This is a genomic window from Lentzea sp. HUAS TT2 (assembly GCF_051853195.1).
Taxonomy (GTDB): domain Bacteria; phylum Actinomycetota; class Actinomycetes; order Mycobacteriales; family Pseudonocardiaceae; genus Lentzea.
The window spans coordinates 9280823-9302835 of sequence record NZ_CP196667.1 but is presented as its reverse complement, the minus strand read 5'-3'; the positions used below and the strand labels follow the sequence as shown (position 1 = coordinate 9302835).

Genomic DNA, 22013 nt, shown 5'->3' with positions numbered 1-22013 from the left:
TCTATGTTCGACCATGAGGGGTGCCTTCGGGGGAGGGAACATGAGGAAAGCGTTTTCAGCGCTGCTGGTCGTGCTCGCCGTGACGGCCTGTGCGGCGCCGGCCGGGCAGAAGGCTCTGGAGAAGGTCGACTACCTGACGTCGTTCGGCACGTTCGGGCGTGACGCCTACGTCTACGTGGCCAAGGAGAAGGGGTTCTTCGAGCAGGCCGGTCTCGACGTCACGATCACGCCGGGCACGGGCAGCGTCGACGTCCTGAAGCTGGTCTCGGCCGGTCGGGCGCAGTTCGGCGTCGCCGACTTCACCGCCACCGCGATCACCATGGCCAAGGAGAAGCTGCCGGTCACCGTGGTGGCGGCGATCCAGCAACGGTCGCTGGCCGCGATCGTCGCGCTGGAGGGCGGCGGGATCTCGAAGCCCGCCGACCTGGAGGGCAAGAAGATCGGTGACCAGCCCGGTTCGACGAACCAGGTGATGTTCCCCGTCTACGCCAAGGCCGCCGGCATCGATCCGGCGAAGGTCCAGTTCGTGCCGTCCGCCCCGCCCGCGTTGCCGCAGCTGCTGGCGGCGGGGCAGGTCGACGGGATCGGTCAGTTCGTCGTCGGCAAGCCGTTGATCGAGGCCGCGGCGAAGGGCAAGAAGGCGGTGGTGCTGCCGTACGGCGACCTGGTGCCCGACCTCTACGGCAACGCTCTCGTGTCGTCCAAGGACGTCGTGCAGAACAAGCCGGAGCTGGCGCGCACGTTCATGACGGCGCTGCTGCAGGGTCTGGAGTACTCGATCGAGCACCCGGACGAGGTCGGCCCGATCCTCAAGAAGTACCAGCCCACCCAGGACGCGGGCGTGGCCGGTGCCGAGGTCAGGCTGATGGCGCCGTACGTCCGGCCGCCGGACTACGGCGGACGGGTCGGCGGGATCACCGAGGCACGGGTCGACAAGATCGTCCGCACGCTCGTCGAGGCCGGTGCCGTGGTGGAGGGATCGTTGAAACCGGACGACCTCGTGTCCTTCGGGATCTCGCCCAAGTGATCAGCCTGAGCGGGGTCTCGCACTCCTTCGGCGGCGTGCACGCGCTCGACGGCATCGACCTGGAGGTGGGCGAGCACGAGTTCGTCGCGGTGATCGGGCGGTCGGGCTGCGGCAAGTCCACGCTGCTGCGGCTCGTCGCCGGGCTGCTCACCCCGTCCCGTGGTCAGGTCCTGGTGGCCGGTTCGCCGGTCACCAGGCCGCGCAGGGACGTCTCGGTGATGTTCCAGCGGCCGGCGTTGCTGCCGTGGCGGACGGTGCTGGCCAACGTCCTGCTGCCGGCCGAGGTCTTCGGCCTGGGCGACCAGCGGGACCGCGCGCACGAGCTGCTGGAGCTGGCCGGGCTCGGCGGGTTCGAGAAACGGCTGCCGCACGAGCTGTCCGGCGGCATGCAGCAGCGGGTGTCGCTGTGCCGGTCGTTGATCCAGAGCCCGCGGGTGATGTTGATGGACGAGCCGTTCTCCGCGCTCGACGCGATCACCCGCACCGAGCTTTCCGAGGAACTGCAACGGGTTCAGCTCGCCCGGCCGCGCTCGGTCGTGTTCGTGACGCACTCCATCGACGAGGCCGTGCTGCTCGCCGACCGCATCGTCGTGCTCAGCCCGCGGCCCGGCCGGATCCACCGGATCGTCGACGTGGATCTGGCGAGGCCGCGGGCGCTCGGCCAGGTCGAGCTGGACGAGGTGAGCCGCGAGCTGCGCGGGCTTCTGGTGACCGCGTGAAGGCCGCGCTGCCGGTGCTGGGACTGCTGGCGATCATCGGTGTGTGGTGGCTCGCGACGATCGTGTTCGCGATCGAACCGCTGCTCGTCCCGTCACCGGCCGACGTCGTCGCGTCGTTCCTGGAGTTGCCGGGCTATCTGCTCGAACAGGCGCTGATCACGTTGTGGGAGGCCGTGTCCGGCTTCGCGCTGTCCGTGGTGGTCGGTGTGCCGCTGGCGTTGCTGATCGTCGGGTCGAGCGTGCTGGAGCGGATGTTCTACCCGCTGCTGGTCGCGCTCAACGCCGTGCCGAAGGTCGCCATCGCGCCGATCGTGGTGGTGTGGTTCGGGTTCGGCATCTCGTCGAAGGTGCTCATGGTCGTGCTGGTGTGCATCTTCCCGATCGTCATCTCGACGGCGTCGGGCATGAAGTCGACGCCGGGTGAGCTGGTCGAGCTGTTCCGGTCGCTCGACGCCACCCGCACGCACGAGTTCTTCAAGCTGCGCCTGTGGCACGCGCTGCCGCAGATCTTCGTCGGGTTGAAGGTGTCGATCACGCTCGCGGTCATCGGGGCGGTGATCGGCGAGTTCGTCGGGGCCGACGCCGGGCTGGGCTACGTGATCACCGTGTCCGGCGGCAGCGCCGACACCTCGCTGGCGTTCGCGGCGATGGCGCTGCTGGCGATCATCAGCGTCGCGCTCTTCTACGGCCTGACCTGGGCCGAACGCAAGCTGGTGCCCTGGTCGGAGGAACGCCGGTGAAAGTCAGGAAGCCGTCAGGCAGAAGGGGTGGCCGGCCGGATCCAGGAGCACCCGCCAGCGTCCGTCGCCGGGCTGGCGGTCCGGCTTGGTCGCGCCGAGTCCCAGCGCCAACTCCTCGGTCGCGTCGAGGTCGTCGGCGCGGAGATCCAGGTGGAACTGTTGTGGCACGTCCTGACCTGGCCACTGCGGGGCCCGGTAGCCGTCGACCCGCTGGAATCCCAGGTCACAGCCGGAGCCGTTCGTCAGAGCGACGAACCCGTCCGCGCTGAAGAGCTCGCGCATCCCGGTCAGCGCACCGTAGAAGCCCGCCAGCTCCCGCGGGTCGGCGCAGTCCAGGGTCACGCCACGCAGTTCAGCACCCGGCAACGTTCGCTCCTTCGTCCACGGCCAACACCGTAGGGGCGACCACCGCCGCTGACGTAGCGATTTAGCGCGCCAAGCGGTCCAGCAGCTCGCCGAGCAGCGCCCGTTCGCCCGGCGTGAGGTCGGCCGGATCGTCGGCGACCAGGGCGCGCAGAGTGAGCGCGGTGCTCGCGCGGGTCGTGGCGGCATCGGTGGCAGGGGTGTGCAGCACGCCGGCCAGCGCCGCCTCGCGGACGCGTCCGGACAGCGCGAAGTCCGGCTCCGGCTGGGCGATCAGGGTCAGCGTGACGCCGACGTTCGCGGCGAGCACCTGCTCGGCGGCGTCGTCCGCCTGCACCTTCAGCTTGCCTTGGGCGGCGGCCTCGGTGAACCGCTCCCGGAGCGCCGCGTGCGCCGGAGCCGTGACGGCGCAAGGCTTTCCCGGCTCGGCGCGGCCGTAGAGCAGCCCGTAGAACGACGGGTGCTCCAGTCCGAACCGCACGTGCTTGTCCCAGCCCTCGCGCAGGTCGCCGAGCGGGTCTCCCGAGCTCTCGACCGCCGTGTACTGGGTGAAGCCGTGGTTCAGCACGGCGTCGATCAGGCCCTGCTTGCTGCCGAAGTGGTGGTACAGCGTCGGTGCCTGCACGCCGGCGCGTTCGCACACGGCCCTCGTGGACAGCGTGCCGCCGCCCTCGAGCAACTCCGCCGCGGCGAGCAGGAGTCTGTCCCGAGCGTTCTGCATGTGGTTATAGTAGCTCATGTAGCGCTACATTGAGCGCTATAGCGAAGGGAGAAGTCCATGAAGACCTGGTTCATCACTGGTGGGACACCTGGAGGATTCGGTCAGACCTACGCCGAGGCCGCGCTGCACCAGGGTGATCAAGTGGTCCTGACCGCGCGTCGGCCGTCCGAGCTCCAGGAGTGGGCTGAGGAGTACGGCGACCGCGTGGTGCTTCTCCAACTCGACGTGACCGATGCGGATCAGGTGCGGGCGGCGGTCAAGACGGCGGAGGAGCGGTTCGGTGGGATCGACGTGCTCGTCAACAACGCGGGCCGCGGCTGGTTCGGCTCCGTCGAGGGGGCCCCTGACGAGACGATCCGCCGCACGTTCGACCTCAACCTGTTCGCCGTGGTCGACGTGATCCGCGCGGCCCTGCCGGGTATGCGGGCGCGCGGCGACGGCTGGATCGTGAACATGTCGTCGGTGGCGGGCCTCGTCGGAGCGCCGGGGTTCGGCTACTACTCGGCGGCGAAGTTCGCTCTCGAAGGGCTGTCGGAGACACTGCGCGACGAGGTCGAGCCGTTCGGGGTGCGCGTGCTCCTCGTGGAGCCGGGAGGGTTCCGCACCAAGGCCTATGCGAGCTTCGAGGCCGAGCCTGTCAACGAGACCGTCGACGCCTACCTGCCGCTGGTCGAGGGCGTCAAGGCGGCGTTCGTGGACCAGAACGGCAAGCAGGCGGGTGACCCGGTGCGCGGCGTGCAGGCGGTGATCAGTGCGATGAACGCACCCGTTGCGCCGCAGCGGATCGTGCTCGGCAATTTCGGGTACGACACCGTGGTCGCCATGCACGAGAACGCGCTGGTGGAGCTGCGCGAGAACGAGAAGCTCTCGCGCAGCGCGGATTTCTAGTTCGCTCCGCCACCGGCGGCGAGGCGCATCAGGTCGGAGTCGAGGTCGATCGTCAGCTCCGTGCCGCCCGCGCTGCCGTACTCGTGCTGGTAGCTGCCCCACGACTCGTCGCGCACGGTCTTCTCGAAGCCCGACGTCATGAGCGCCACCAGTTCGAGTGCCGCGCGGTCGATGCGCTTGTTGAGGCCGTTGTCCTGCCAGTCCTCGGTCGAGGCGAACAACGCCGTCGGCACCACGACCGTGCGCAGGTAGGCGAACAGCCCGCGCATCTGGTCGTCGACCACGAGCGCGTGCCGGGCGGTGCCGGCGGTCGCGGCGAGCACGACGGGCTTCGCGATCAGCAGGTCGTTGTCGAGGATCTGGAAGAACGACGTGAACAGGCCGCTCGCGCCCGCCTTGTAGACGGGGGTGCTCGCGACGATGCCGTCCGCGTGCTGCAGGGTCGAGATCGCCTTCTGCAGCTTCGGCCCGATGTGGTTGGACACCAGGGCGTTCGCGATCTCGGAGGCGAGCTCGCGCAGTTCGATCACCGACGTGCCGACGGTCTGCGCCCGCTTGCCGGCGAGCGTGGTCACCCGTCCGGCGACGCGGTCGGCGAGCAGACGGGTGGACGACGGGTCGCTCGTGCCGGCGGACACCACCACCAGCTGGAAGTTCTGGCCCATTACTCCTCGCTCTGGCTGAGCTTGCCGGTGATCACGGCGAGCTGTTCGAGTTCTTCCGGCGTCAGCACGCTCAGTGCGCGCGTGACGCTGCGTGCGTGCGGGCTGCCGATCGCCCGCTGGGTCTCCCGGCCCGCGGGGGTGAGCGTCAGGCGCACACCCCTGCGGTCACCGGGATCGGGGCGGCGCTCGATCAGACCGCGTTCGACCAGGCGCTCGACCATGCGGGACAGGGCAGGCTGGCTCAGCAGCACGTGGCGGTTCAGCTCACTCATCCTGAGTGGACTGTCGCACTTGGACAGCTGGTACAGCACGTCGTACTCCCGCATGGTCAGGTCGCCCCAGACGTCCTCCGCGTTGAACTGCTTCATCAACACGGCGTACGCCTTCATCAGGGACTCCCACGCCTCGTTGGCCCGAGTCACCGTTCGTTCCTCACTCGGAGTCCTGGTAGGGCGAGCCACCCGTGACGTTGTCACCCCGGTTGGCGTTCGGCTTCGGCTGGCGGACCGGTCCGTCGCCGTACTTGTCCTTGACGCGCCCGGCGTGCGTCGGCGGCTTGGCGGTCTCGGGGTCCTGCCGCGCCTCCATCTCCTTGCGCAGCACCGGAACGACCTCCTCGCCCAGCAGGTCGAGCTGGTTGAGCACCATCTTGAGCGGCAGGCCGGCGTGGTCCATCAGGAACATCTGGCGCTGGTAGTCGCCGAAGTGCTCGCGGAACGTCAGCGTCTTGTCGATGACCTCCTGCGGGCTGCCGACCGACAGCGGCGTCTGGTCCATGAAGTCCTCCATCCGCGGCCCGTGGCCGTAGACGGGAGCCTCGTTGAAGTACGGGCGGAACTCCTTGAGCGCGTCCTGCGACCGCTTCGCGATGTACGCCTGACCGCCCAGGCCGACGATGGCCTGCTTCTCCGTGCCGTGGCCGTAGTGCGCGTACCGCTGGCGGTAGAACTTGATCAGCCGCATGTAGTGCTCTTTCGGCCAGAAGATGTTGTTCGCGAAGAACCCGTCGCCGTAGAACGCGGCCTGCTCGGCGATCTCGGGCGTGCGGATCGACCCATGCCACACGAACGGCGGCAGGTCGTCCAGCGGACGCGGCGTGGAGGTGAAGCCCTGCAACGGGGTGCGGAACTTCCCTTCCCAGTCCACGACGTCCTCGCGCCACAACCGGTGCAGCAGGTTGTAGTTCTCGAGCGCCAGCGGCAGGCTCTGCCGGATGTCGGCGCCGAACCACGGGTAGACCGGCGCGGTGTTGCCGCGGCCCAGCATGAGGTCCATGCGGCCCTTCGACAGGTGCTGCAGCATCGCGTACTCCTCGGCGATGCGCACCGGGTCGTTCGTGGTGATCAGCGTCGTCGCGGTGCTGACGATCAGCTTCTCGGTCTTGGCCGCGATGTGGCTGAGCAGCGTGGTGGGCGCGGAGGAGAAGAACGGCGGGTTGTGGTGCTCGCCGATCGCGAACACGTCGAGCCCGACCTCCTCGGCCTTCTCCGCGATCTGCACGATCGCGTCGATCCGCTCGGCCTCGCTCGGGGTCTCGCCGCTCACCGGGTCCCTGGTGATGTCGCTCACCGAGAAGATTCCGAACTGCACGGCACCCGCCTCCTTCAATCTTAGTGACTTATGCGTTTGCATCTACTCTAACGCCTGGGTGCCCGGACTATTCCCACTACCCTGATCTCATGTCGCTCGGCGTGGGGGACGCCGGCTTCGGCTACGGTGGAGTCCCCGTTTTCGCAGGTCTGTCGTTTGTGGTCGAGCCGGGCGAGGCCGTCGCCGTCGTGGGCGCGAACGGCTCGGGCAAGTCCACGCTGCTCCGCTGCCTGGTCGGGGCCGAGGTGCTGGACTCGGGCAGCGTGCTCTTCGAGGGCGCCCCGCTGGACGAGTCGTCCGGCGCGTTCCGGGCCGCCGTCGCGTCGCTGCTGGACGACGCCGACTACTTCCCGGACGTGTCCGTGGTGGAACACCTGCGGTTGCTGGCGTGGCTGCACGCGTCTGTTGTGGATGTCGCGAAGGTGATGGCGGAGGTCGGCCTGTCGTCCGTGGCGGACCAGCTGCCGCCGACGTTGTCCTCGGGCCAGCGGCACCGGCTGGGACTGGCGTCGTGCTTCGTGCGGCCTCGCTCGGTGCTCGTGCTGGACGAACCGGAACAGCGTCTCGACGTGGCCGGCCGTTCCTGGCTGCGTTCCCGCCTGCTGGAGGAGAAGGCCGCCGGGGTGGCCGTGGTGTTCGCGTCGCACGACCACGAGCTGGTGGAGGCGGTGGCGTGCCGGACCGTCGCGCTGTGACCGTGTTCGCCGTCGGGCGCCGGTTGCGGACACCGGTGCCGTGGCGGTTCCAGGTCGCCCGGCTGTACTCGCGGCTCGTCGTCTTCTCGATCATCGGACTGGTCGGGTGGGGATGGGCGTACGCGGGACTGACGAAGGTTCCGCAGGAGGGCAACGGCTGGAGCGCGCTCTGGCTGTCGGTCGTGGGCGCCGCCGTGCTGATGAAGGTGTCGCTGGCGTTCGGACCGGTTTTCGCCGGCGGGGACCGGATGTTCTGGGTGCTGAGCTCGCCGGTGTCGCGTGGGGTGTTGCTGCGGCCGCGGTTCTTCGGGCTGCTCGCGGTCGGCGCTGCGGTGGGTGGCGTGTGGCCCGCTGTGGTGTTCGGGATCGTGGGGGCTGTCGTTCCCGCGCCGGTGGCAATGGGGTTCGGGGCTGCTGCCGGGGTGGCGCTGGTGGCCGGGGCCGTGGTGTTGCAACGGGCTCGGGTGCGGTGGCAGGGGTGGCTGAGCGGGCTGGTCGCGCTGTCGGTGGGGGCGTTGCTGGTGCCTCCCGGCTGGTTCGGGGTGCCGGTCGTGGCACCCGCCGTGATCTGGGCCGCCTGGGTGGTGGCGATCGGCCTGGGACTGGTGGCCGCCGGCTCGGTGCGGCACCTCCGGCGGTCCGAACTCGCGGCAGGCGCGGCGCTGGCCGGTGTGACGCGGGTGTCGGTGAGCTGGTTCGACCTCGCGCTCCTCGGGGCGGTCCTCGCCGAACGCCGGGCCCGCGTCCTGGGACGGGTCTCGTCGGCCCGGCTGGGACGGGTCACGCCGGAGCACCGAACCGCGAACCTGCTCTCCCGCATCGCCGCCCTCGCCTGGATCGACGCCCTCCGCCTGCGCCGCACCCCCAACGCCGTCCTGGTCTGGCTGGCGCTCCTGCCCGTCCCCGCTCTCGTGGCCCTGGGCGGTGAGACCGGCATCGTCCCGGCCGTCCACCTCGTGGCCGCGTTCCTGGCCACCGACCGGCTGGCCGCGGGGCTGAAGTTCGTGTGCCGGTCCCCGGCGATGCGCAGGGCGCTGGGCCTTCCCGACCTTCAGCTCAAGCTGGCGCACCTGGTGTTCCCCGCGGCCGGCGCCGTGCTGTGGTCCGCTGTCACCACGGCGTTCACGCCGCACGTGTCCGTCCTGAACGGACTGATCTCGACGGTGGGGGCGGTGGCCGTCGTATATCGGATCGCCACCCGTCCGCCGGTCGACTACGGTGCCGCGATCATCGACTTCGGGCTTTTCGGGCCTACGCCGCTGGGGCTGATCGTGCAGTTCAGCCGCGGTCCTGCGTTGCTCGCGGTGCTCGGGGTGGTGCAGATGTCGTTGTAGGAGGGGGAGAACGTGTACGCGGGTGAGTTCGAGCTGCATCTGACCGGCTCGGAGTGGCAGGTCGGCGAGCTGGCGGCGTTCGCGCGGGAGCACGGGCTCAAGTTCAGCCACATCGAGCTGCACCGGGGGGATGTGCCGTCGCAGCCGATGCTGACCATCGGCGCCAGGGGCACGGTGGACGAGGTGCGTGCGGTCGCCGAGGGATGGCGCAAGAGGCTGCTCGCGGCCGAGTTGTTCGTGGTGCGCGTGAAGATCGAGGCGGCGCCGTGGAACGAAGGTGTGCCGCAGGAGGACGACGAGGCCGATCCCGCGCTGTACTTCGAGCACCATGTGAAGCTGCAGCTGAAAGGGGAATGGCGCGAGTGGAGCAGCGGTCTCTTCGAGGCGGTCAAGCCGCACGAGGCCCACATCTCCCGCAACGCGCGGCGCACCCGTGACGACGGCACCGAGGAGCGGTTCGTCACGCAGCGGTGCTTCGGTGCCGGGCGGGCCACGGCCAAGCGGAAGCTCGGCGAACTCCTGCACGACCTGCGGGAGTTCGAGGTGCTGGAGGTCGAGGAGGAGTACGTCGTCGAGGACGACGCGCTGCACCTCGACAACGGCTGGATCCACGGCGAGTACAACTGGCACCGCAGCCACGACGAACGGCTCCGGCAGGCGCCCGCCGGGGAGAAGGGGTTCCCCTCCACCTACCGGCCGCTCGTGGTCAAGCCGAGTCAGGACATCCGGCAGCGCGCGGTGTTCGACCCGGCGCTCAAGCACCACGACCACGCCTTCCGCGGCGGCGACCCGAAGTTCGGGGACGCCGCCGACGGCGCGCGGTGGCTCGGTGCGCGCCGGGAGGCCATGGCGCGGGCGCTGCGGATCATCGGCGAGTCCGACTGGTCCGAGAACCTGGTGCTGCGCGGCAGCACGTTGATGCGCGAGTGGTTCGGGGACGCCGCGCGCGAGCCCGGCGACCTCGACTTCGTGGTGACGCCGCGGGCCATCACGTTCGAAGGCCCGCGGGCGAACCAGCTCGTCGCCGACCTCAGGGCGGCGGTCGGGCCGTCCGTCGTCGAGCCCATCTGGACCTACGAACGGGTCCCCGGCCTGCGGATCGTGTTCCCGTTCGAGGTCGAGGGGCTCCCCGGCGGTGCGATCCAGATCGACCTGGTGTTCAACGAGGAACTGCCGATCGCGCCGGAGCCAGTGGAGATCGCCGGCACGACCCTGCTCGCCGCGAGCCAGGAGCTCTCACTCGCGTGGAAGGTCCAGTGGCTCGCGACCGACATGTGGCCCCAGGCCAAGGACCTCTACGACGCCGCGTTGCTCGCCGAGCACACCACCGCGGACCTCGCGCTGGTGCGCGAGCTCGTCCGACCCGAGCTGCGCCACCGCGCGGACGAGTTCGGGCCGGAGTCGGTGCTGGAGCTCGGCGCCGCCGACTGGGGCAACGCGCCGTCCGAGCTGCCGGTGACCAAGGCCGACGAACGCGTTCTCCTGCACCGGATCGCGGCCGCGTTGCGTTAACCGAGCAGCGACGCGACGCGCTCGGCGGTGGCCACGGTGGACTGCGGGTTCTGGCCCGTCACGAGCCTGCCGTCCACGACCACCGTGCTCGACCACGGCTCACCCGGCGTGAGCCGCGCGCCGAGCTCGGCCAGCCGGCCGGCGACGGAGTAGGGGACGTTCAGGCCGCCCTGGCGTTCCTCCTCGTCGCTGAACACCGCCATCTCCTTGCCGGCGAACACGAACGTGCCGTCCGCGCGGACCGCGCCGAGCAGCCCGGCCGGTCCGTGGCACAGCGCCGCGACGAGCTTGCCGTCGTCGTGGAACTCCGCCAGCAACGTGCCCAGCGTCGCGTCGAAGGCCAGGTCCGCCATCGGACCGTGTCCGCCCGGCAGGTAGATCGCGTCGAAGTCGGACGACTTCATCTCCGCGAGCACGGCCGGTGCGTGCAGGTCCTCCGACGTTGCGACGACATCGTCGAACCTGCCGTCGAGGCTCCCCTTGTCCACGGTCGGCACGACACCGCCCGGCGTCGCCACGGTGACCTCGACGCCGGCCTCCCGCAGCACGCGCACGGACTCCACGACCTCCTCGGCCCAGAACCCGGTGGGGTGGCTCGACCCGTCCGCCAGCGTCAGCGAGTCGGCGCCGGTCACGACCATCAGTAGCTTCTTCATGTGCCCCAGGACATCACAGATCCGCAGAATGTGACGATCGAGCTATAAGCTGTCTTATGGCTTCGAGGTTGACGGACCTGGATCTGCTGGCGACGTTCCTGGAGATCTACCGGGGCGGCTCGCTGACCAGCGCGGCGACCAGGCGCGGGCTCACCCAGCCCGCCGTCAGCGGTCAGCTCGCCAGGCTGGAGAAGGAGCTCGGCGCGCCGCTGTTCGTGCGCGGCGGCCGCGGGGTCACCCCCACACCCCGCGCCGACGAGCTGGCCCGCCGCGTCGGTCCCCACCTCGACCAGCTCACCACCGCCCTCGACCCGGCGCCGGCCCTCGAAGGAACGGTGCGGCTCGGGGGAGCGGCCGAGTTCATGACCACCCGCGGCATGCCCGCGCTCGTCCCGCTGACCCGGCGCGGCCTCCGGCTGGAGATCACGTTCGGCCTGGCTGGCGACCTTCTCCAGGCCCTGAAGTCCGGGCAGCTCGACCTGGTGCTGTCGTCGGTCCGCCCCGGCGCGGGCTTCACCGCGACCCCGTTCACCGACGAGGAGTTCCTGCTGGTCGGGCCGCCACTGCTGGCCAGGACCGTGGACCGGCGGCTGCTCGGCGAGGACCCGGCGCGAGCACTGGAACACCTGCCGCTCGTCGCCTACTCCGACGACCTGCCGATCATCCGCCGGTACTGGCGCAGCGAGTTCGGCCGGCGCCCGAAGAACACGGCCGCCGTCATCGTGCCGGACCTCAGGGCCGTGCTGGCCGCCGTGATCGCCGGGGCGGGTGTGTCCGCCCTGCCGCGCTACCTCGCCGACCCCGCGCTCGCCGCCGGATCCGTCGAGCAGCTGCACCACCCGGAGATCCCGCCGCTCAACACCCTCTACGTGGTCACCCGCGGCACGACCACCCCGGCCGTCGACGCGGTCGCCGAGCACCTGAGGTCACGCGACTGGGGTGTCCTCTAGCGGATCAGACGCTGCGGAGGACCGACACCACGATGCCGAGGATGACGGCCTTGTCGCCGTCGATGACCGGGTAGGCGTCGTTGCGCGGTTCGAGGAACACGTGCCCGTTGCGGCGCTGGTACACCTTCACCGTCGCCTCCTCCTCGAGCATGGCGGCGACGATCTGCCCGTTGTACGCCTCGTGCGTCTGCCGCACCACGACCGTGTCGCCGTCGCAGATCGCGGCGTCGATCATCGAGTCACCGCGCACGCGCAGCGCGAACACGTTGCTGCCGCGGCCGACCAGGCCACGGGGCAGGTGCAGCACCTCGTCCACGTGCTCGATGGCGGAGATCGGCGTGCCTGCCGCGATGTCACCGACGACGGGCACCGAGATCGAGTCCTCCGAGACCTGGCCCGGCGCCATCGGCGCCCCGCTCAGGAAGACCCGCACGTCCATCGGCCGCGACACGGAGCCGCCGCGCTTGAGGAAACCCTTGTCCTCCAACGCCGACAGGTGCTTGGAGACGCTGGAGGACGACTTCAGGCCGACCGCGTCGCCGATCTCGCGGGTGCTGGGGGAGTAGCCGTGTTCGACGACCCAGTCGCGGATGGCGACCAGGATCATCTGCTGGCGTTCCGGCAGCACCGTCGTGTCGAGCTCGAGATCGTCGTAGGCGGTCATCCGCCAATCCTAGTAATGGGGTTGCAGACACGATCGGGTGGCCGTTCGATCATGTGATGACCTCTGCCTGGGTAGGAGACCTCGTCCGGCTGCGCGGCGTCGAACCGGAGGACTGGGAGGCGTTCCACCGGTTCGACGACAACACCGGCGACATGCGCAGGGCAGACCGCGTCCATCCGCCGCGATCCGCTGCGGCACAACGGGAGTGGGCGCAGCAGACCGCCGTGCGCAAGCCGGAGGACGACAAGATGCTGCTCGCGGTCGAGTCGCTCGCCGACGGGGTGGTGGCCGGGATGGTGACGACCAGCGAGATCGACCATCGCGCGGGCAGGTTCATGTACGGGGTCGCGATCGGCACCGAGCACAAAGGACGCGGTTACGCGACGGAGGCCGTGCGGCTGCTGCTGAACTTCATGTTCGGCGAACGCAGGTTCCACAAGTGCGAGGCGAGCGTCTGGGCGTTCAACGACGCCTCGATCGCGTTGCACCACAAGCTCGGCTTCACCGAGGAGGGACGGCTGCGCGAGCACGAGTTCTTCGCCGGGCGTCATCACGACGTGGTGCTGTTCGGGATGACGGCCGCCGAGTTCGCCGCCCGGCACCCGTACCCGAGCGAGATCTGATCCGCTGCACGACGATGTGGCGGTGAGCACACGCCGGGAACGCTCCTGGGGCCTGCGGCCAGGTAGGGGAGTGCGAACCCAGGTGGCGCCCGTGGCGCTGACACGAGAAGTGGCGCCGGCCGTGCTGGACGAGGCCGCGCTGCTGGAGCTGTACGAGTCGACGGCCGAGCGGTTGCACCGCTACGTGGCCAGGCGGGTCGGCACCGACACCGCGCAGGACGTGGTGTCGGAGGCGTTCCTGGTGCTGTGGGACCAGCGCGCCGGGCAGGCCTTCGAGGCCGACGCCATCCGCGCCTGGCTCTACGGCGTGGCCACGAACCTGCTGCGCGGCCACGTCCGCGCCGAGGAACGCAAGCTGCGGGCGTGGAGCAAGGAGTACGCGGCCCGCACCGACGAGGCCGACATCGGCGAGCGGGTGAGTGCCGCCGCGGACGCCGACGTGCTCGCCGGGCCGCTCACCGCCTGGCTCGCCGAACTGCGCATCGAGGAACGCGAGGTGCTGCTGCTGCACGCGTGGGCTGACTTCACGCCTACCGAGATCGCCGTGGCGCTCGACGTCCCGGTGGCGACCGTGCGCACCCGCCTGCATCGAGGCCGCGCCCGGCTGCGCACCCGCCTCGCCGCGACCGACCACGACTTCACCGAGGACAGCCATGTCTGAGCCCACCCAGCCCGAGACCCTCGACCGAGTGCTCGACGCCGCCCTGACCCGTGCCGGCGACGAGCCCGTCCAGTTCGACGTGGCGGCAGGCAAGAGCGCCCTGGCCGCTGCCCTGAAGGCACGCGCTGAAGTGGCCGAGCCGATCGCCGTCGGCGCCGAGCACCGGCCGCGGAAGCGCGTTCGCTGGCTCGCCGCCGCGGCCGCCGTGGTCGTGCTGACCGGTGGTGGCCTGGCCGCGTCGACCGTCGACCTCACCGGCGTCGGCAGCAACTCCGTGAGCGCCGCCGAGGAGCTGACCAAGGCAGCCGATCTCGCCTCCCGCGTGGTCGAACAGCCGATCGCGCCCGGCCAGTTCCGCTACGTGCGCAGCCGCTACGAGGGCATCACCGTCGAGTACGGCTCCGAGAAGGCGACCTACAGCGAGATCGTCCAGGAGCAGTGGATCCCGGCCGACCGCCGCGACGAGTGGCTGTTCCGCAACCAGAACGTCTCGACGAAGTGGCTGGAGGGGCACGAGGGCGACGGTGATCCGAGGTCCGGTTCGGCGTTCAAGGACGGCCAGGAGTTCCGCGCCAAGTGCGGCAACTACTCGTACTTCGCCGAGGGGCAGCCCGACCGCTGCACGAACGGCTCGTTCCACAACCCGACGCCGGAGTTCGTCGCGGCGCTGCCGAAGGATCCGGCGGCGCTGCTGGCCAGGCTGAAGGAGGCGGGCCAGACCGGTGACTCCGGCGCGTTGATGCAGGCGGGGGAGGCGCTGAACTCGGGGCAGTACCCGGCGGAGGTGCGGGCGAACATCTTCCGCGCGCTCGCCCTGCTGCCCGGCCTGGTCGTGACGGACAAGCAGGCCAACCTCGACGGCAAGGAGGGCGTGGCGCTCGGCATGAAGTACTACGACGACTTCGCCGAGATCATCATCGACCCGGCGGACGGGGAGTACATCGGTCGCCGCGCGACCGTCGCCGAGGACCAGCCCGAGGAGAAGGGTGGCCTGGAGAAGGGCACCGTCCGCAGCTCGTCGGCGGTGACCACCAAGATCGTCGGCTCGCTCGGGGCGCGCTGACGGGACATGCAACCCTGGGGTTGCGCATCCTCGGGGGGATGTGCAACTCTGGGGTTGCACTTATTGCCGTAGTGGGGAGTTGTCGTGAGCGTGGACCGGATCGAACGCGAGACCCTGATCGAGGCACCACTGGCGCGGGTCTGGCAGCTGGTGACCGAGCCGGGGTTCTGGGTGGCCTCCGAGCCGTCCGGCACCGCGGTCGAGGGTGAGACGACCCTCTGCAAGAACGAGCAGTACGGCGACTTCCCCGTGCGGGTCGAGACCGTGACGCCGCAGACCTACGTGTCCTACCGCTGGGCCAGCGCGTTCGCGGGGCAGGAGCTGGGTGCGGACAACACGACGCTGGTCGAGTTCACCCTCACGCCCGAGGGCGCGGCGACTCGGCTCAAGGTCGTCGAGAGCGGGTTCTCACAGCTCGCGGGCTCGGAGGAGCTGCAGGCGAAGGCGCTGCAGGACAACACCGGCGGGTGGCCCGAGGTGCTCGACGCGTTCAGGAAGAAGGCCGAAAGCTGAGTGGTGTGGCTCGGAAGGTTGCCGGGGGAAGGTTCCGAGTCGCACCACTAAGTTGAGCGCGTGCCCAAATCAGCCGACCGCGGCCGCCGCACCCGTGAACAACTGATCGACGCCGCCGCACAGCTCGTGGGCGAGGTCGGCTGGGGTGCGGTGACCACGCGGCTGGTCGCGGAACGGGCGGGCGTCAACGCTGCGCTGGTGCACTACCACTTCTCGTCGGTGTCCGAGCTGCTGTCGACAGCAGCGCTGCAGTTCGCGTCGAGGGTCCTGGCCGAGTCGGCAGAGGCGTTGGGGGCCGTGCCGCCGGCCGAGGGCGTCGAGCGGATCTTCGCGGACCTGTCCCGCTTCACCGGCACGGATCCCGAGTCGCTGCTGCTGGCCGAGGCGTTCCTGGCCGCGCACCGGCTGCCCGAACTGCGGGCCGGGCTGTCGGCGCTGGTGGTGGAGTTCCGCGGTCGGGTGGCCGAGTGGCTGCGGGCCTCGGGTGTGCCGGACGCCGACGCGGTGGCGTTGTTGCTGGGCGCGGCCATCGACGGGCTCGTGCTGCACCGCGCGCTGGACCCCTCAGTCGACTTCCGCGTGGTCGCGGGCCCGTTCCGGCGTCTCGTCGCGGGCTGACCAGCGGGGCTCGCCGCCGGCCTCTGCGAACGCGGTCAGCGCCTCGACCAGGCCGTGCCGCAGGTGTTCCGGCATCCGCGCGACGATCCTGCCGATCTCGGCGCGCCGCCGGGCCATCACCTCGGTCACGACCCGGCTGCCCGCCGCGCTCGCCACGACCACGACCTCGCGTCTCGTGGCGGGGTTCCGGTCGCGGTCGACCATGCCGGACGTGATCAGCCGGTCGATCATGCGCTTGGCCGTGGACGGGTTGACCTCCAGGAGGTCGGCGAGCGCGGTGAGGCTCATCGGGCCGCGGCTGTCGAGCAGGACGACCATCCTGAGCTGCGGCAGCGTGAGCGTCTCCTCGACGGCCGCGAGCGAGCGCGCCGACACGGCCACCAGCAGGCGGGAGGCGGTGAGGACCGCGTCGGTCAGGTCATCGGCATCGCTCACCCGCCTAGTTGTACAGGGCTCGCCGTTGATAACGAAACGATAAACATTGCACTGTGCAACGGTCGGTGGGACGCCGTCCGTCCGTACCTCCCGGCATGCGGATACTCCTCGTCGCAATGCTGGCGTTGCTGGTCGGCGCGCAGCCCGCGTTCGCGCAGCAGGACCTGGGACCCGACTACGTGCAGACCCGGTTCGGGCCGATGGGTCCCGCCGGGCGCGACCTGCTGCAGAAGGTGGCTCTCGCCGGGTTGTGGGAGGGACCTGCCGGACGGATGGGGCTCGAGAAGTCGGCCAGTCCCCTCGTGCAGGAGGCCGGCCGGCACCTGATCGAGGGGCACGCGGACCTGGACCGGCGGACCGTCGAGCTCGCCCGCACGCTGAACGTCCAGCTGCCCACGCGACCCAACGAGGCGCAGCAGGGCTGGCTGGACGAGATGGAGGCCGCCCCCGCGCGCAGTCCCGAGTTCGACCGCGTCTTCGCGAACCGGCTCCGGGCGGCGCACGGCGTGGTCTACAAGTTCCTGGCGACCGTGCGCACCGGCACGCGCAACACCGCGATCCGCGACTACGCCAAGGTCTGCATGGACACCGTGCTCGACCACATGACGGTGCTGGAGGCGACCGGGGTGGTCGACTTCGCCGACACCGAGGCGATCCCGCTGGCCCTGGTCGCGCAGCCGTCCTCGGTCGCGCCCACTCCTGCGGTGCGGGCGCCGGTCACGCAGAACTCCCAGCAGCCGCAACAGGACGACGACATCCCCGACGGACTGCTCGGCCTGGGGGTGCTGGTGCTGGTCGTCGCAGGTCTCTGGTTCTGGACGAGCGGGCGGAGCAGCCGCCGGATGCACCCGTAGTGCTAGATTGGGCGTATGCCTAAGTCGAATGCCCAACATCGTGCGTTGATCGTCGGAGCGGGGATCGCCGGGCTCACCTCCGCGTGGTGGCTGGAGCGCGCCGGGTGGGACGTCCAGGTGGTGGAGAAGGCGCCGTCGTTCCGCGCGGGCGGCTACATGATCGATTTCTTCGGGCCTGGTCACGAGGTGGCGCGGCGGATGGGCCTGCTGCCGGCGTTGGAGGCGCGGCGGGCGCCGATCTCGTCGGTGACCAGCGTGGACTCCTCGGGGCGGCGGCGCGCGGAGATCTCCACCGCCGCCTACGAGGCGGTCGCGAACGGGGTGATCAGCCTGTTGCGGGGTGACCTGGCCGCGGTGATCCGCGACGACCTGCGGGCCCCGATCCGTTATGGCACAACGGTGTCCGCTGTCGATGACGGGTTCGTGGCGTTCTCGGACGGCTCGACCGGCTCGTTCGACCTGGTCGTGGGCGCCGACGGGGTGCATTCGCGGGTGCGGGAGCTGGTGTTCGGGCCGTCGTCATCGTTCGTGCGGTATCTGGGGCACCACACGGCGGCGTTCTCGTTCCAGGACACCGAGCTGAGCGCCCGGATCGGCTATCGCTACCAGATGCTGACCGTGCCGCACCGGATGATCGGCTGCTACGCCGTGCGGGACGGTTCGACGGCCGCGTTGATGCTCTACCGGTCCGAGTCCTCCGCGCTGCCCGCTGATCCCGCGGCGGCGTTGCGGGAGCGGTTCGGCGACCTCGGCTGGGTCGCTCCCTCGTTGCTGTCCGTTGTGCCGGAGGACGTCTACTACGACGAGGTGTCCCAAGTGGACATGCCGGTGTGGCATCGCGGCAAGGTCGTGCTCGTCGGTGACGCGTGCGGGGCGGTCTCGCTGTTCGCCGGCCACGGGGCGTCGCTCGCGATGACCGGCGCCTGCGTGCTGGCGGAGGAGCTCTCCGCTGGCCATGACGGCGCGTTCTCGCGTTATCAGACGCGGATGAAGCCCGCGGTGGAGCACACCCAGGAGTTCGGGCGGCGGTTCATCGGCTGGATGGCGCCGCCGTCCGCGTGGCGGATCTCGTTGCGGGACATGGCGTTCCGGCTCTCCGGCCTGCCCGTCGTGCGGAACCTGATCCGAGGCTCCGTCATGCCGGACGTCGACGGCGTGCTCACACCCGCAGCACCCGCAGGCACAGCCGCCTGAGCACGTCGCGCAGCTCGTCGTCGCTCAGGTGGGGGAACGCCGCGATCACCGGGCCGACGTCGCTCGTGAGGAACCACGCGGCCCGCTGGTCGTCGGTCGGCTCGTCTCCGAACAGCAGCCCCATCGCGATCTCCGCCAGCCTGGCCAGCTCGGCGTTGATCCTCTCGTTGCGCCGCACGCTCGGGTCGGTCTGGCCGAGCGGTGACAGCGCCCTGTTCGCGATGACCTCGTCCACGAACCCCGCGACCATGTGCTCGGCGCGCGCCCGTTTGCCCTTGATCTTCGCGGCCTCCTCCAGCATCGTCTCGAAGAACGCGATGCTGTTGTCCAGCAACGCTTCCAGGATCGCCGACTTGGTGCGGAAGTAGTAGTAGACGTTCGCCTTCGTCACGTCCATCTCGTCCGCGATCGTCTGCAGCGACGTGGCGTCGTACCCGTGTGCCGCGAACAGCCTGCGTGCCGTGATGAGGATCGTCGCACGGGTGCGTTCGGCTTGGGCTGCACGAGTCATGCGGCGATGCTACAGTCAGTTTCATTAGCCGATTGGCTAATGAAACTGGAGGTAAGTCGTGACTGTCCTGGTGACCGGTGGCACCGGTTTCGTGGCCGGCTGGACCATCGCCGCGCTGCTGGAGCGCGGGTACGACGTGCGGACGACCACTCGCGGCAGGCGTCCTGCCGTGCCTGGCCGCTACGAGGTGGTGAAGGCCGACCTGATGTCCGACGAGGGCTGGGCCGAGGCGATGAAGGGCGTGCGGTACGTGCTGCACGTCGCGTCACCGATGTCCGGCAGCACCGATCTGATCGGTCCCGCGCGCGACGGAACGCTGCGAGTGCTGCGTTTCGCCGTGGAAGCCGGCGTGGAACGGGTCGTGATGACCTCGTCCTGCGCCGCGGCGACGCCACCGGAAGGCTCGACCGGCTCGTTCGACGAGACCGTGTGGACGGACCCGTCGGGCGTGGGGATCGACGAGTACCGGCGCTCCAAGCTGCTGGCCGAGCAGGCGGCGTGGGAGTTCATGCGGGACAAGGACACCTCGCTCGTGACGGTGCTGCCCGGCGCGGTCTTCGGCCCGGTCCAGTCGCGCGACAACTGGGGCTCGGTGCGGGTGATCGAACGCATCATGGGCGGCATGCCGGGCGTGCCGCGCATCGGTCTCAACATCGTCGACGTCCGCGACGTGGCAGACCTGCACATCAGGGCAATGACCGCCCCGGACGCGGCGGGGGAGAGGTTCATCGCGGTCAGCGAGTTCATGTGGATGGCCGACGTCGCGCGCTCGCTGGACGCCCCGTCCCGCGAGCTGCCGAACTTCGTCGTGCGCGCGGCCTCGTTGGTGGCCAAGGACATGCGGCCGCTCGTGCCGATGCTCGGCCGCAGCTACTCCTACTCCCACGACAAGGCGTCCTCGATGCTCGGCTGGGCACCGCGCCCGGCCCGTGACACCGTCGTGGAATGCGCGGCGTCGCTGCGTTAACGCGCGTCGTAGGCCTCGCGGTTGGTGAGCACCTCGGCGATGTGCTCCTCTGCCCACCGGCACAAGGCGAGCAAGGGCTCGTACAACGTGAACCCGAGGTCAGTCAGCTCGTACTCGACGCGCGGCGGCACCTCGGCGTGCACGTGCCGGGTGACGAGCCCGTCGCGTTCGAGGTCGCGCAGGGTCTCCGTCAGCACCTTGCCGCTGATGCCGTCGAGCTGGGTCTTCAGGTCGCCGAACCGCGTGCGCCCGTTGCCCAGCACCGAGACCGCCATCGCCGTCCACTTGTTCGCGATGCGCGCCAGGCTCGTGCGCGACGGACAGGTCGCCGCGAGCACGCTCCAGTCCGGCATGGTCTGTGACATGACGCACATCCGTCCATTAGTTACGTTGAGGTAATTGGTTACTTTTGGTGAGCATAGGTCAACCGCAACGAAATGGAGAGACCTATGACCACCCCGCTCGCCATCGTCACCACCTACTTCGAGGCCCTCGAGTCCGGCGACTTCGCCACCGTCGCCGCCCAGTTCGCCGACGACATCGTGTGGCACCAGCCGGGCGCCAACCGGTTCTCCGGTGTGCACCGCGGCAGTGAGGCCGTCGGGGCGATGATCGGCGGCATGATGAGCGTGTCCGAGGGCACGTTCTCGTTGAGGCGCAACGCCCCGCTGATGGTGAACGGGGACGTCGTGGCCGCGCCGGTGCACTGGACGGCCAAGCGGTCCGGGGCGGAGATGGACGGCGTCGGGGTCGACCTGATGCGCGTCGTGGACGGCAAGGTGGCCGAGGTGCGGCTGTTCACGGCCGACCCGGCGGAGGAGGACACCTTCTGGGGTCAGGAGTGAATTCGGCGCGTCCCGCCACCCGAACGGGCTAGATCACGCCAGACTGTGCGTCGTGGAACGGGATCGCAGGTGGGCGGACAAGGGTGAGGCCATCGGGCACGGCGTGAGCTGGCTCGCGCGGTGGAGTCTGCGGACGGCGCTGGCCGCGCTCGGCTTCTGGATGGTGTTCTGGCTGATCGGGCAGCTGTGGGTGGTCGTGATGCCCGTGCTGCTGGGTCTGCTGATCACGACGGTGCTGTGGCCGCCGGCGCGCTGGATGATGTCGAAGGGGCTGAACTCGGCGCTGGCCGCGACGATCGTGCTGATCGTCGGGCTCGGTGTGCTGGGCGGGGTCATCGCGGCCATCTCGACGTCGATCGCGTCCGGTGTGCCGGAGATCGCGCAGAGCGCGCAGAAGGCCGTCACGCAGCTGCAGGACTGGGCGAGCGGGCCGCCGTTCAACCTCAAGGGCAGCGACCTCGACCGGCTCATCTCGCAGGGCGTCGACCAGATCAAGTCCAGCATCGGGTCGATCGCCGGCGGGCTGCTGACCGGTGCGGGCGCGGTGACGTCCGGTGTCGTGACCGGCCTGGTGGCGCTGCTGCTGGCGTTCTTCTTCGTGAAGGACGGCATGCGGTTCACGCCGTGGGTGCGCGGTCTGATCGGCGAGCGCGCCGGCAGCCACGTGACGACGGTGCTGGAGCGGATCTGGGTCACGCTCGGCAGCTTCATCCGCAGCCAGGCGATCGTGTCGCTGATCGACGCCATCTTCATCGGCCTCGGCCTGGTGATCCTGGGCGTGCCGCTGGCGGTGCCGCTGGCCGCGCTGACGTTCCTCGGCGGCTTCATCCCGATCATCGGCGCGTTCATCGCCGGTGCGCTGGCCGTGCTGGTCGCCCTGGTGAGCAACGGCCTGACCACGGCCGTCATCATGCTGATCATCGTGATCGTGGTGCAGCAGGTCGAGGGCAACGTGCTGCAGCCCATCCTGCAGTCGCGCAGCCTGCGCCTGCACGCGGCGGTGGTGTTGCTGGTCGTCACCGCGGGCACCTCGCTGTACGGCATCGCGGGCGCGTTCTTCTCGGTCCCGGTTGCCGCCGCGGTGGCTGTTGTGATGCGCTACCTGGGCGAAGTCATCGAGGCTCGCTCCGTAATGGTTACGTCACAACCTGACGGGGATGAACCAGGGGAGACCGAACGTTCTCCTGAGTGACACCGAGAAGAGG

28 protein-coding genes are annotated in these 22013 nt (G+C 69.9%); 18 read left to right on the top strand and 10 right to left on the bottom strand.

Translation table 11 applies throughout. The annotated features are described in order from the left end of the window. The first annotated feature begins 40 nt into the window (after positions 1–40). From ACSHWB_RS43915 to ACSHWB_RS43905, 3 genes are read left to right on the top strand one after another with little or no spacing between them, the layout of a single operon-like run. A complete protein-coding gene (locus tag ACSHWB_RS43915; protein ID WP_439659260.1) occupies positions 41–1027 on the top strand; it encodes an ABC transporter substrate-binding protein in 987 nt (328 codons plus the stop codon). Further along, on the top strand, positions 1024–1746 hold the full coding sequence (locus ACSHWB_RS43910; RefSeq protein ID WP_439659259.1) for an ABC transporter ATP-binding protein: 723 nt from the start codon (positions 1024–1026) through the stop codon (positions 1744–1746). The genes ACSHWB_RS43915 and ACSHWB_RS43910 overlap by 4 nt, the downstream gene beginning before the upstream one ends. Next, on the top strand, positions 1743–2486 hold the full coding sequence (locus tag ACSHWB_RS43905) for an ABC transporter permease (RefSeq protein ID WP_439659258.1): 744 nt from the start codon (positions 1743–1745) through the stop codon (positions 2484–2486). The genes ACSHWB_RS43910 and ACSHWB_RS43905 overlap by 4 nt, the downstream gene beginning before the upstream one ends. A gap of 3 nt (positions 2487–2489) precedes the next feature. Here ACSHWB_RS43905 and ACSHWB_RS43900 read toward each other — a convergent pair whose 3' ends face one another. Next, entirely contained in the window at positions 2490–2852 is a 363-nt protein-coding gene (locus tag ACSHWB_RS43900) for a VOC family protein (RefSeq protein ID WP_439659257.1), read from the bottom strand. Positions 2853–2913: 61 nt separating this feature from the next. Next, entirely contained in the window at positions 2914–3570 is a 657-nt protein-coding gene (locus ACSHWB_RS43895) for a TetR/AcrR family transcriptional regulator (RefSeq protein ID WP_439659256.1), read from the bottom strand. A gap of 57 nt (positions 3571–3627) precedes the next feature. On the opposite strand from ACSHWB_RS43895, the gene ACSHWB_RS43890 reads away from it, so the two are divergent. Beyond that, the gene (locus ACSHWB_RS43890; protein WP_439659255.1) at positions 3628–4458 is read left to right on the top strand and encodes an SDR family NAD(P)-dependent oxidoreductase; all 831 of its coding nucleotides are present in this window, start codon (positions 3628–3630) and stop codon (positions 4456–4458) included. Here the strand turns inward: ACSHWB_RS43890 and ACSHWB_RS43885 are convergent. From ACSHWB_RS43885 to ACSHWB_RS43875, 3 genes are read right to left on the bottom strand one after another with little or no spacing between them, the layout of a single operon-like run. After that, positions 4455–5123, bottom strand: a complete 669-nt coding sequence (locus ACSHWB_RS43885; RefSeq protein ID WP_439659254.1) for a CE1759 family FMN reductase — start codon at positions 5121–5123, stop codon at positions 4455–4457. The two genes, ACSHWB_RS43890 and ACSHWB_RS43885, sit on opposite strands and share 4 nt — an antisense overlap. Next, positions 5123–5545 (bottom strand): MarR family winged helix-turn-helix transcriptional regulator, encoded by a 423-nt coding sequence (locus ACSHWB_RS43880; RefSeq protein WP_439659253.1) that lies wholly within the window; start codon positions 5543–5545, stop codon positions 5123–5125. The genes ACSHWB_RS43885 and ACSHWB_RS43880 overlap by 1 nt, the downstream gene beginning before the upstream one ends. Before the next feature lie 10 nt (positions 5546–5555). Then, complete coding sequence (locus ACSHWB_RS43875) at positions 5556–6713, bottom strand: LLM class flavin-dependent oxidoreductase (protein ID WP_439659252.1); 1158 nt, start codon at positions 6711–6713, stop codon at positions 5556–5558. A gap of 89 nt (positions 6714–6802) precedes the next feature. Here ACSHWB_RS43875 and ACSHWB_RS43870 point away from each other — a divergent pair, with 89 nt between their 5' ends. The 3 genes from ACSHWB_RS43870 to ACSHWB_RS43860 are packed head-to-tail and all read left to right on the top strand — an operon-like array spanning position 6803 to position 10254. Beyond that, complete coding sequence (locus tag ACSHWB_RS43870) at positions 6803–7408, top strand: ABC transporter ATP-binding protein (RefSeq protein WP_439659251.1); 606 nt, start codon at positions 6803–6805, stop codon at positions 7406–7408. Continuing rightward, a complete protein-coding gene (locus ACSHWB_RS43865) occupies positions 7405–8742 on the top strand; it encodes a DUF6297 family protein (protein WP_439659250.1) in 1338 nt (445 codons plus the stop codon). Before ACSHWB_RS43870 ends, ACSHWB_RS43865 begins: the two co-directional genes overlap by 4 nt. 12 nt (positions 8743–8754) lie before the next feature. Further along, complete coding sequence (locus ACSHWB_RS43860) at positions 8755–10254, top strand: nucleotidyl transferase AbiEii/AbiGii toxin family protein (protein ID WP_439659249.1); 1500 nt, start codon at positions 8755–8757, stop codon at positions 10252–10254. Here the strand turns inward: ACSHWB_RS43860 and ACSHWB_RS43855 are convergent. Continuing rightward, complete coding sequence (locus ACSHWB_RS43855) at positions 10251–10910, bottom strand: type 1 glutamine amidotransferase domain-containing protein (RefSeq protein ID WP_439659248.1); 660 nt, start codon at positions 10908–10910, stop codon at positions 10251–10253. The two genes, ACSHWB_RS43860 and ACSHWB_RS43855, sit on opposite strands and share 4 nt — an antisense overlap. A 68-nt stretch (positions 10911–10978) precedes the next feature. Between ACSHWB_RS43855 and ACSHWB_RS43850 the strand changes: the two genes are divergently transcribed. Then, complete coding sequence (locus tag ACSHWB_RS43850) at positions 10979–11860, top strand: LysR family transcriptional regulator (RefSeq protein ID WP_439659247.1); 882 nt, start codon at positions 10979–10981, stop codon at positions 11858–11860. 4 nt (positions 11861–11864) lie between these two features. Here ACSHWB_RS43850 and lexA read toward each other — a convergent pair whose 3' ends face one another. Continuing rightward, positions 11865–12524, bottom strand: a complete 660-nt coding sequence (gene lexA / locus ACSHWB_RS43845; protein WP_439659246.1) for a transcriptional repressor LexA — start codon at positions 12522–12524, stop codon at positions 11865–11867. Between the two features lie 56 nt (positions 12525–12580). On the opposite strand from lexA, the gene ACSHWB_RS43840 reads away from it, so the two are divergent. The 5 genes from ACSHWB_RS43840 to ACSHWB_RS43820 all read left to right on the top strand — a co-directional run bounded on the left by ACSHWB_RS43840 (position 12581) and on the right by ACSHWB_RS43820 (position 16002). Further along, on the top strand, positions 12581–13147 hold the full coding sequence (locus tag ACSHWB_RS43840) for a GNAT family N-acetyltransferase (RefSeq protein WP_439659245.1): 567 nt from the start codon (positions 12581–12583) through the stop codon (positions 13145–13147). Positions 13148–13238: 91 nt separating this feature from the next. Next, positions 13239–13808, top strand: coding sequence for an RNA polymerase sigma factor (locus ACSHWB_RS43835; protein ID WP_439659244.1), 570 nt, complete (start codon positions 13239–13241; stop codon positions 13806–13808). Then, positions 13801–14871: a CU044_5270 family protein gene (locus tag ACSHWB_RS43830; RefSeq protein WP_439659243.1), complete on the top strand. Its 1071-nt coding sequence runs from the start codon at positions 13801–13803 to the stop codon at positions 14869–14871. Before ACSHWB_RS43835 ends, ACSHWB_RS43830 begins: the two co-directional genes overlap by 8 nt. 84 nt (positions 14872–14955) lie before the next feature. Then, complete coding sequence (locus ACSHWB_RS43825) at positions 14956–15384, top strand: SRPBCC domain-containing protein (protein WP_439659242.1); 429 nt, start codon at positions 14956–14958, stop codon at positions 15382–15384. 60 nt (positions 15385–15444) lie between these two features. Next, a complete protein-coding gene (locus ACSHWB_RS43820; protein ID WP_439659241.1) occupies positions 15445–16002 on the top strand; it encodes a TetR/AcrR family transcriptional regulator in 558 nt (185 codons plus the stop codon). On the opposite strand, the gene ACSHWB_RS43815 is transcribed toward ACSHWB_RS43820, so the two are convergent. Next, positions 15949–16437 carry a MarR family winged helix-turn-helix transcriptional regulator gene (locus ACSHWB_RS43815; RefSeq protein WP_439659240.1) on the bottom strand — a complete coding sequence of 163 codons (489 nt, stop codon included), beginning with the start codon at positions 16435–16437 and terminating at the stop codon, positions 15949–15951. The genes ACSHWB_RS43820 and ACSHWB_RS43815 overlap by 54 nt on opposite strands. Positions 16438–16532: 95 nt before the next feature. Here ACSHWB_RS43815 and ACSHWB_RS43810 point away from each other — a divergent pair, with 95 nt between their 5' ends. Together ACSHWB_RS43810 and ACSHWB_RS43805 are read left to right on the top strand one after the other, a co-directional pair. Then, positions 16533–17291, top strand: coding sequence for a DUF4142 domain-containing protein (locus ACSHWB_RS43810; protein ID WP_439659239.1), 759 nt, complete (start codon positions 16533–16535; stop codon positions 17289–17291). Between the two features lie 45 nt (positions 17292–17336). Continuing rightward, positions 17337–18485, top strand: a complete 1149-nt coding sequence (locus tag ACSHWB_RS43805; RefSeq protein WP_439659238.1) for an FAD-dependent oxidoreductase — start codon at positions 17337–17339, stop codon at positions 18483–18485. Here ACSHWB_RS43805 and ACSHWB_RS43800 read toward each other — a convergent pair. Beyond that, positions 18451–18996 (bottom strand): TetR/AcrR family transcriptional regulator, encoded by a 546-nt coding sequence (locus ACSHWB_RS43800; RefSeq protein ID WP_439659237.1) that lies wholly within the window; start codon positions 18994–18996, stop codon positions 18451–18453. The two genes, ACSHWB_RS43805 and ACSHWB_RS43800, sit on opposite strands and share 35 nt — an antisense overlap. Positions 18997–19054: 58 nt before the next feature. Here ACSHWB_RS43800 and ACSHWB_RS43795 point away from each other — a divergent pair, with 58 nt between their 5' ends. Continuing rightward, positions 19055–19963 carry an NAD-dependent epimerase/dehydratase family protein gene (locus ACSHWB_RS43795; RefSeq protein ID WP_439659236.1) on the top strand — a complete coding sequence of 303 codons (909 nt, stop codon included), beginning with the start codon at positions 19055–19057 and terminating at the stop codon, positions 19961–19963. Here the strand turns inward: ACSHWB_RS43795 and ACSHWB_RS43790 are convergent. Beyond that, positions 19960–20328 carry a winged helix-turn-helix transcriptional regulator gene (locus ACSHWB_RS43790; protein ID WP_439659235.1) on the bottom strand — a complete coding sequence of 123 codons (369 nt, stop codon included), beginning with the start codon at positions 20326–20328 and terminating at the stop codon, positions 19960–19962. The two genes, ACSHWB_RS43795 and ACSHWB_RS43790, sit on opposite strands and share 4 nt — an antisense overlap. Before the next feature lie 84 nt (positions 20329–20412). Here ACSHWB_RS43790 and ACSHWB_RS43785 point away from each other — a divergent pair, with 84 nt between their 5' ends. Beyond that, complete coding sequence (locus ACSHWB_RS43785; protein ID WP_439659234.1) at positions 20413–20808, top strand: nuclear transport factor 2 family protein; 396 nt, start codon at positions 20413–20415, stop codon at positions 20806–20808. A 52-nt stretch (positions 20809–20860) separates the two neighbouring features. Beyond that, positions 20861–22000, top strand: coding sequence for an AI-2E family transporter (locus tag ACSHWB_RS43780; protein WP_439659233.1), 1140 nt, complete (start codon positions 20861–20863; stop codon positions 21998–22000). Positions 22001–22013: the final 13 nt, after the last annotated feature.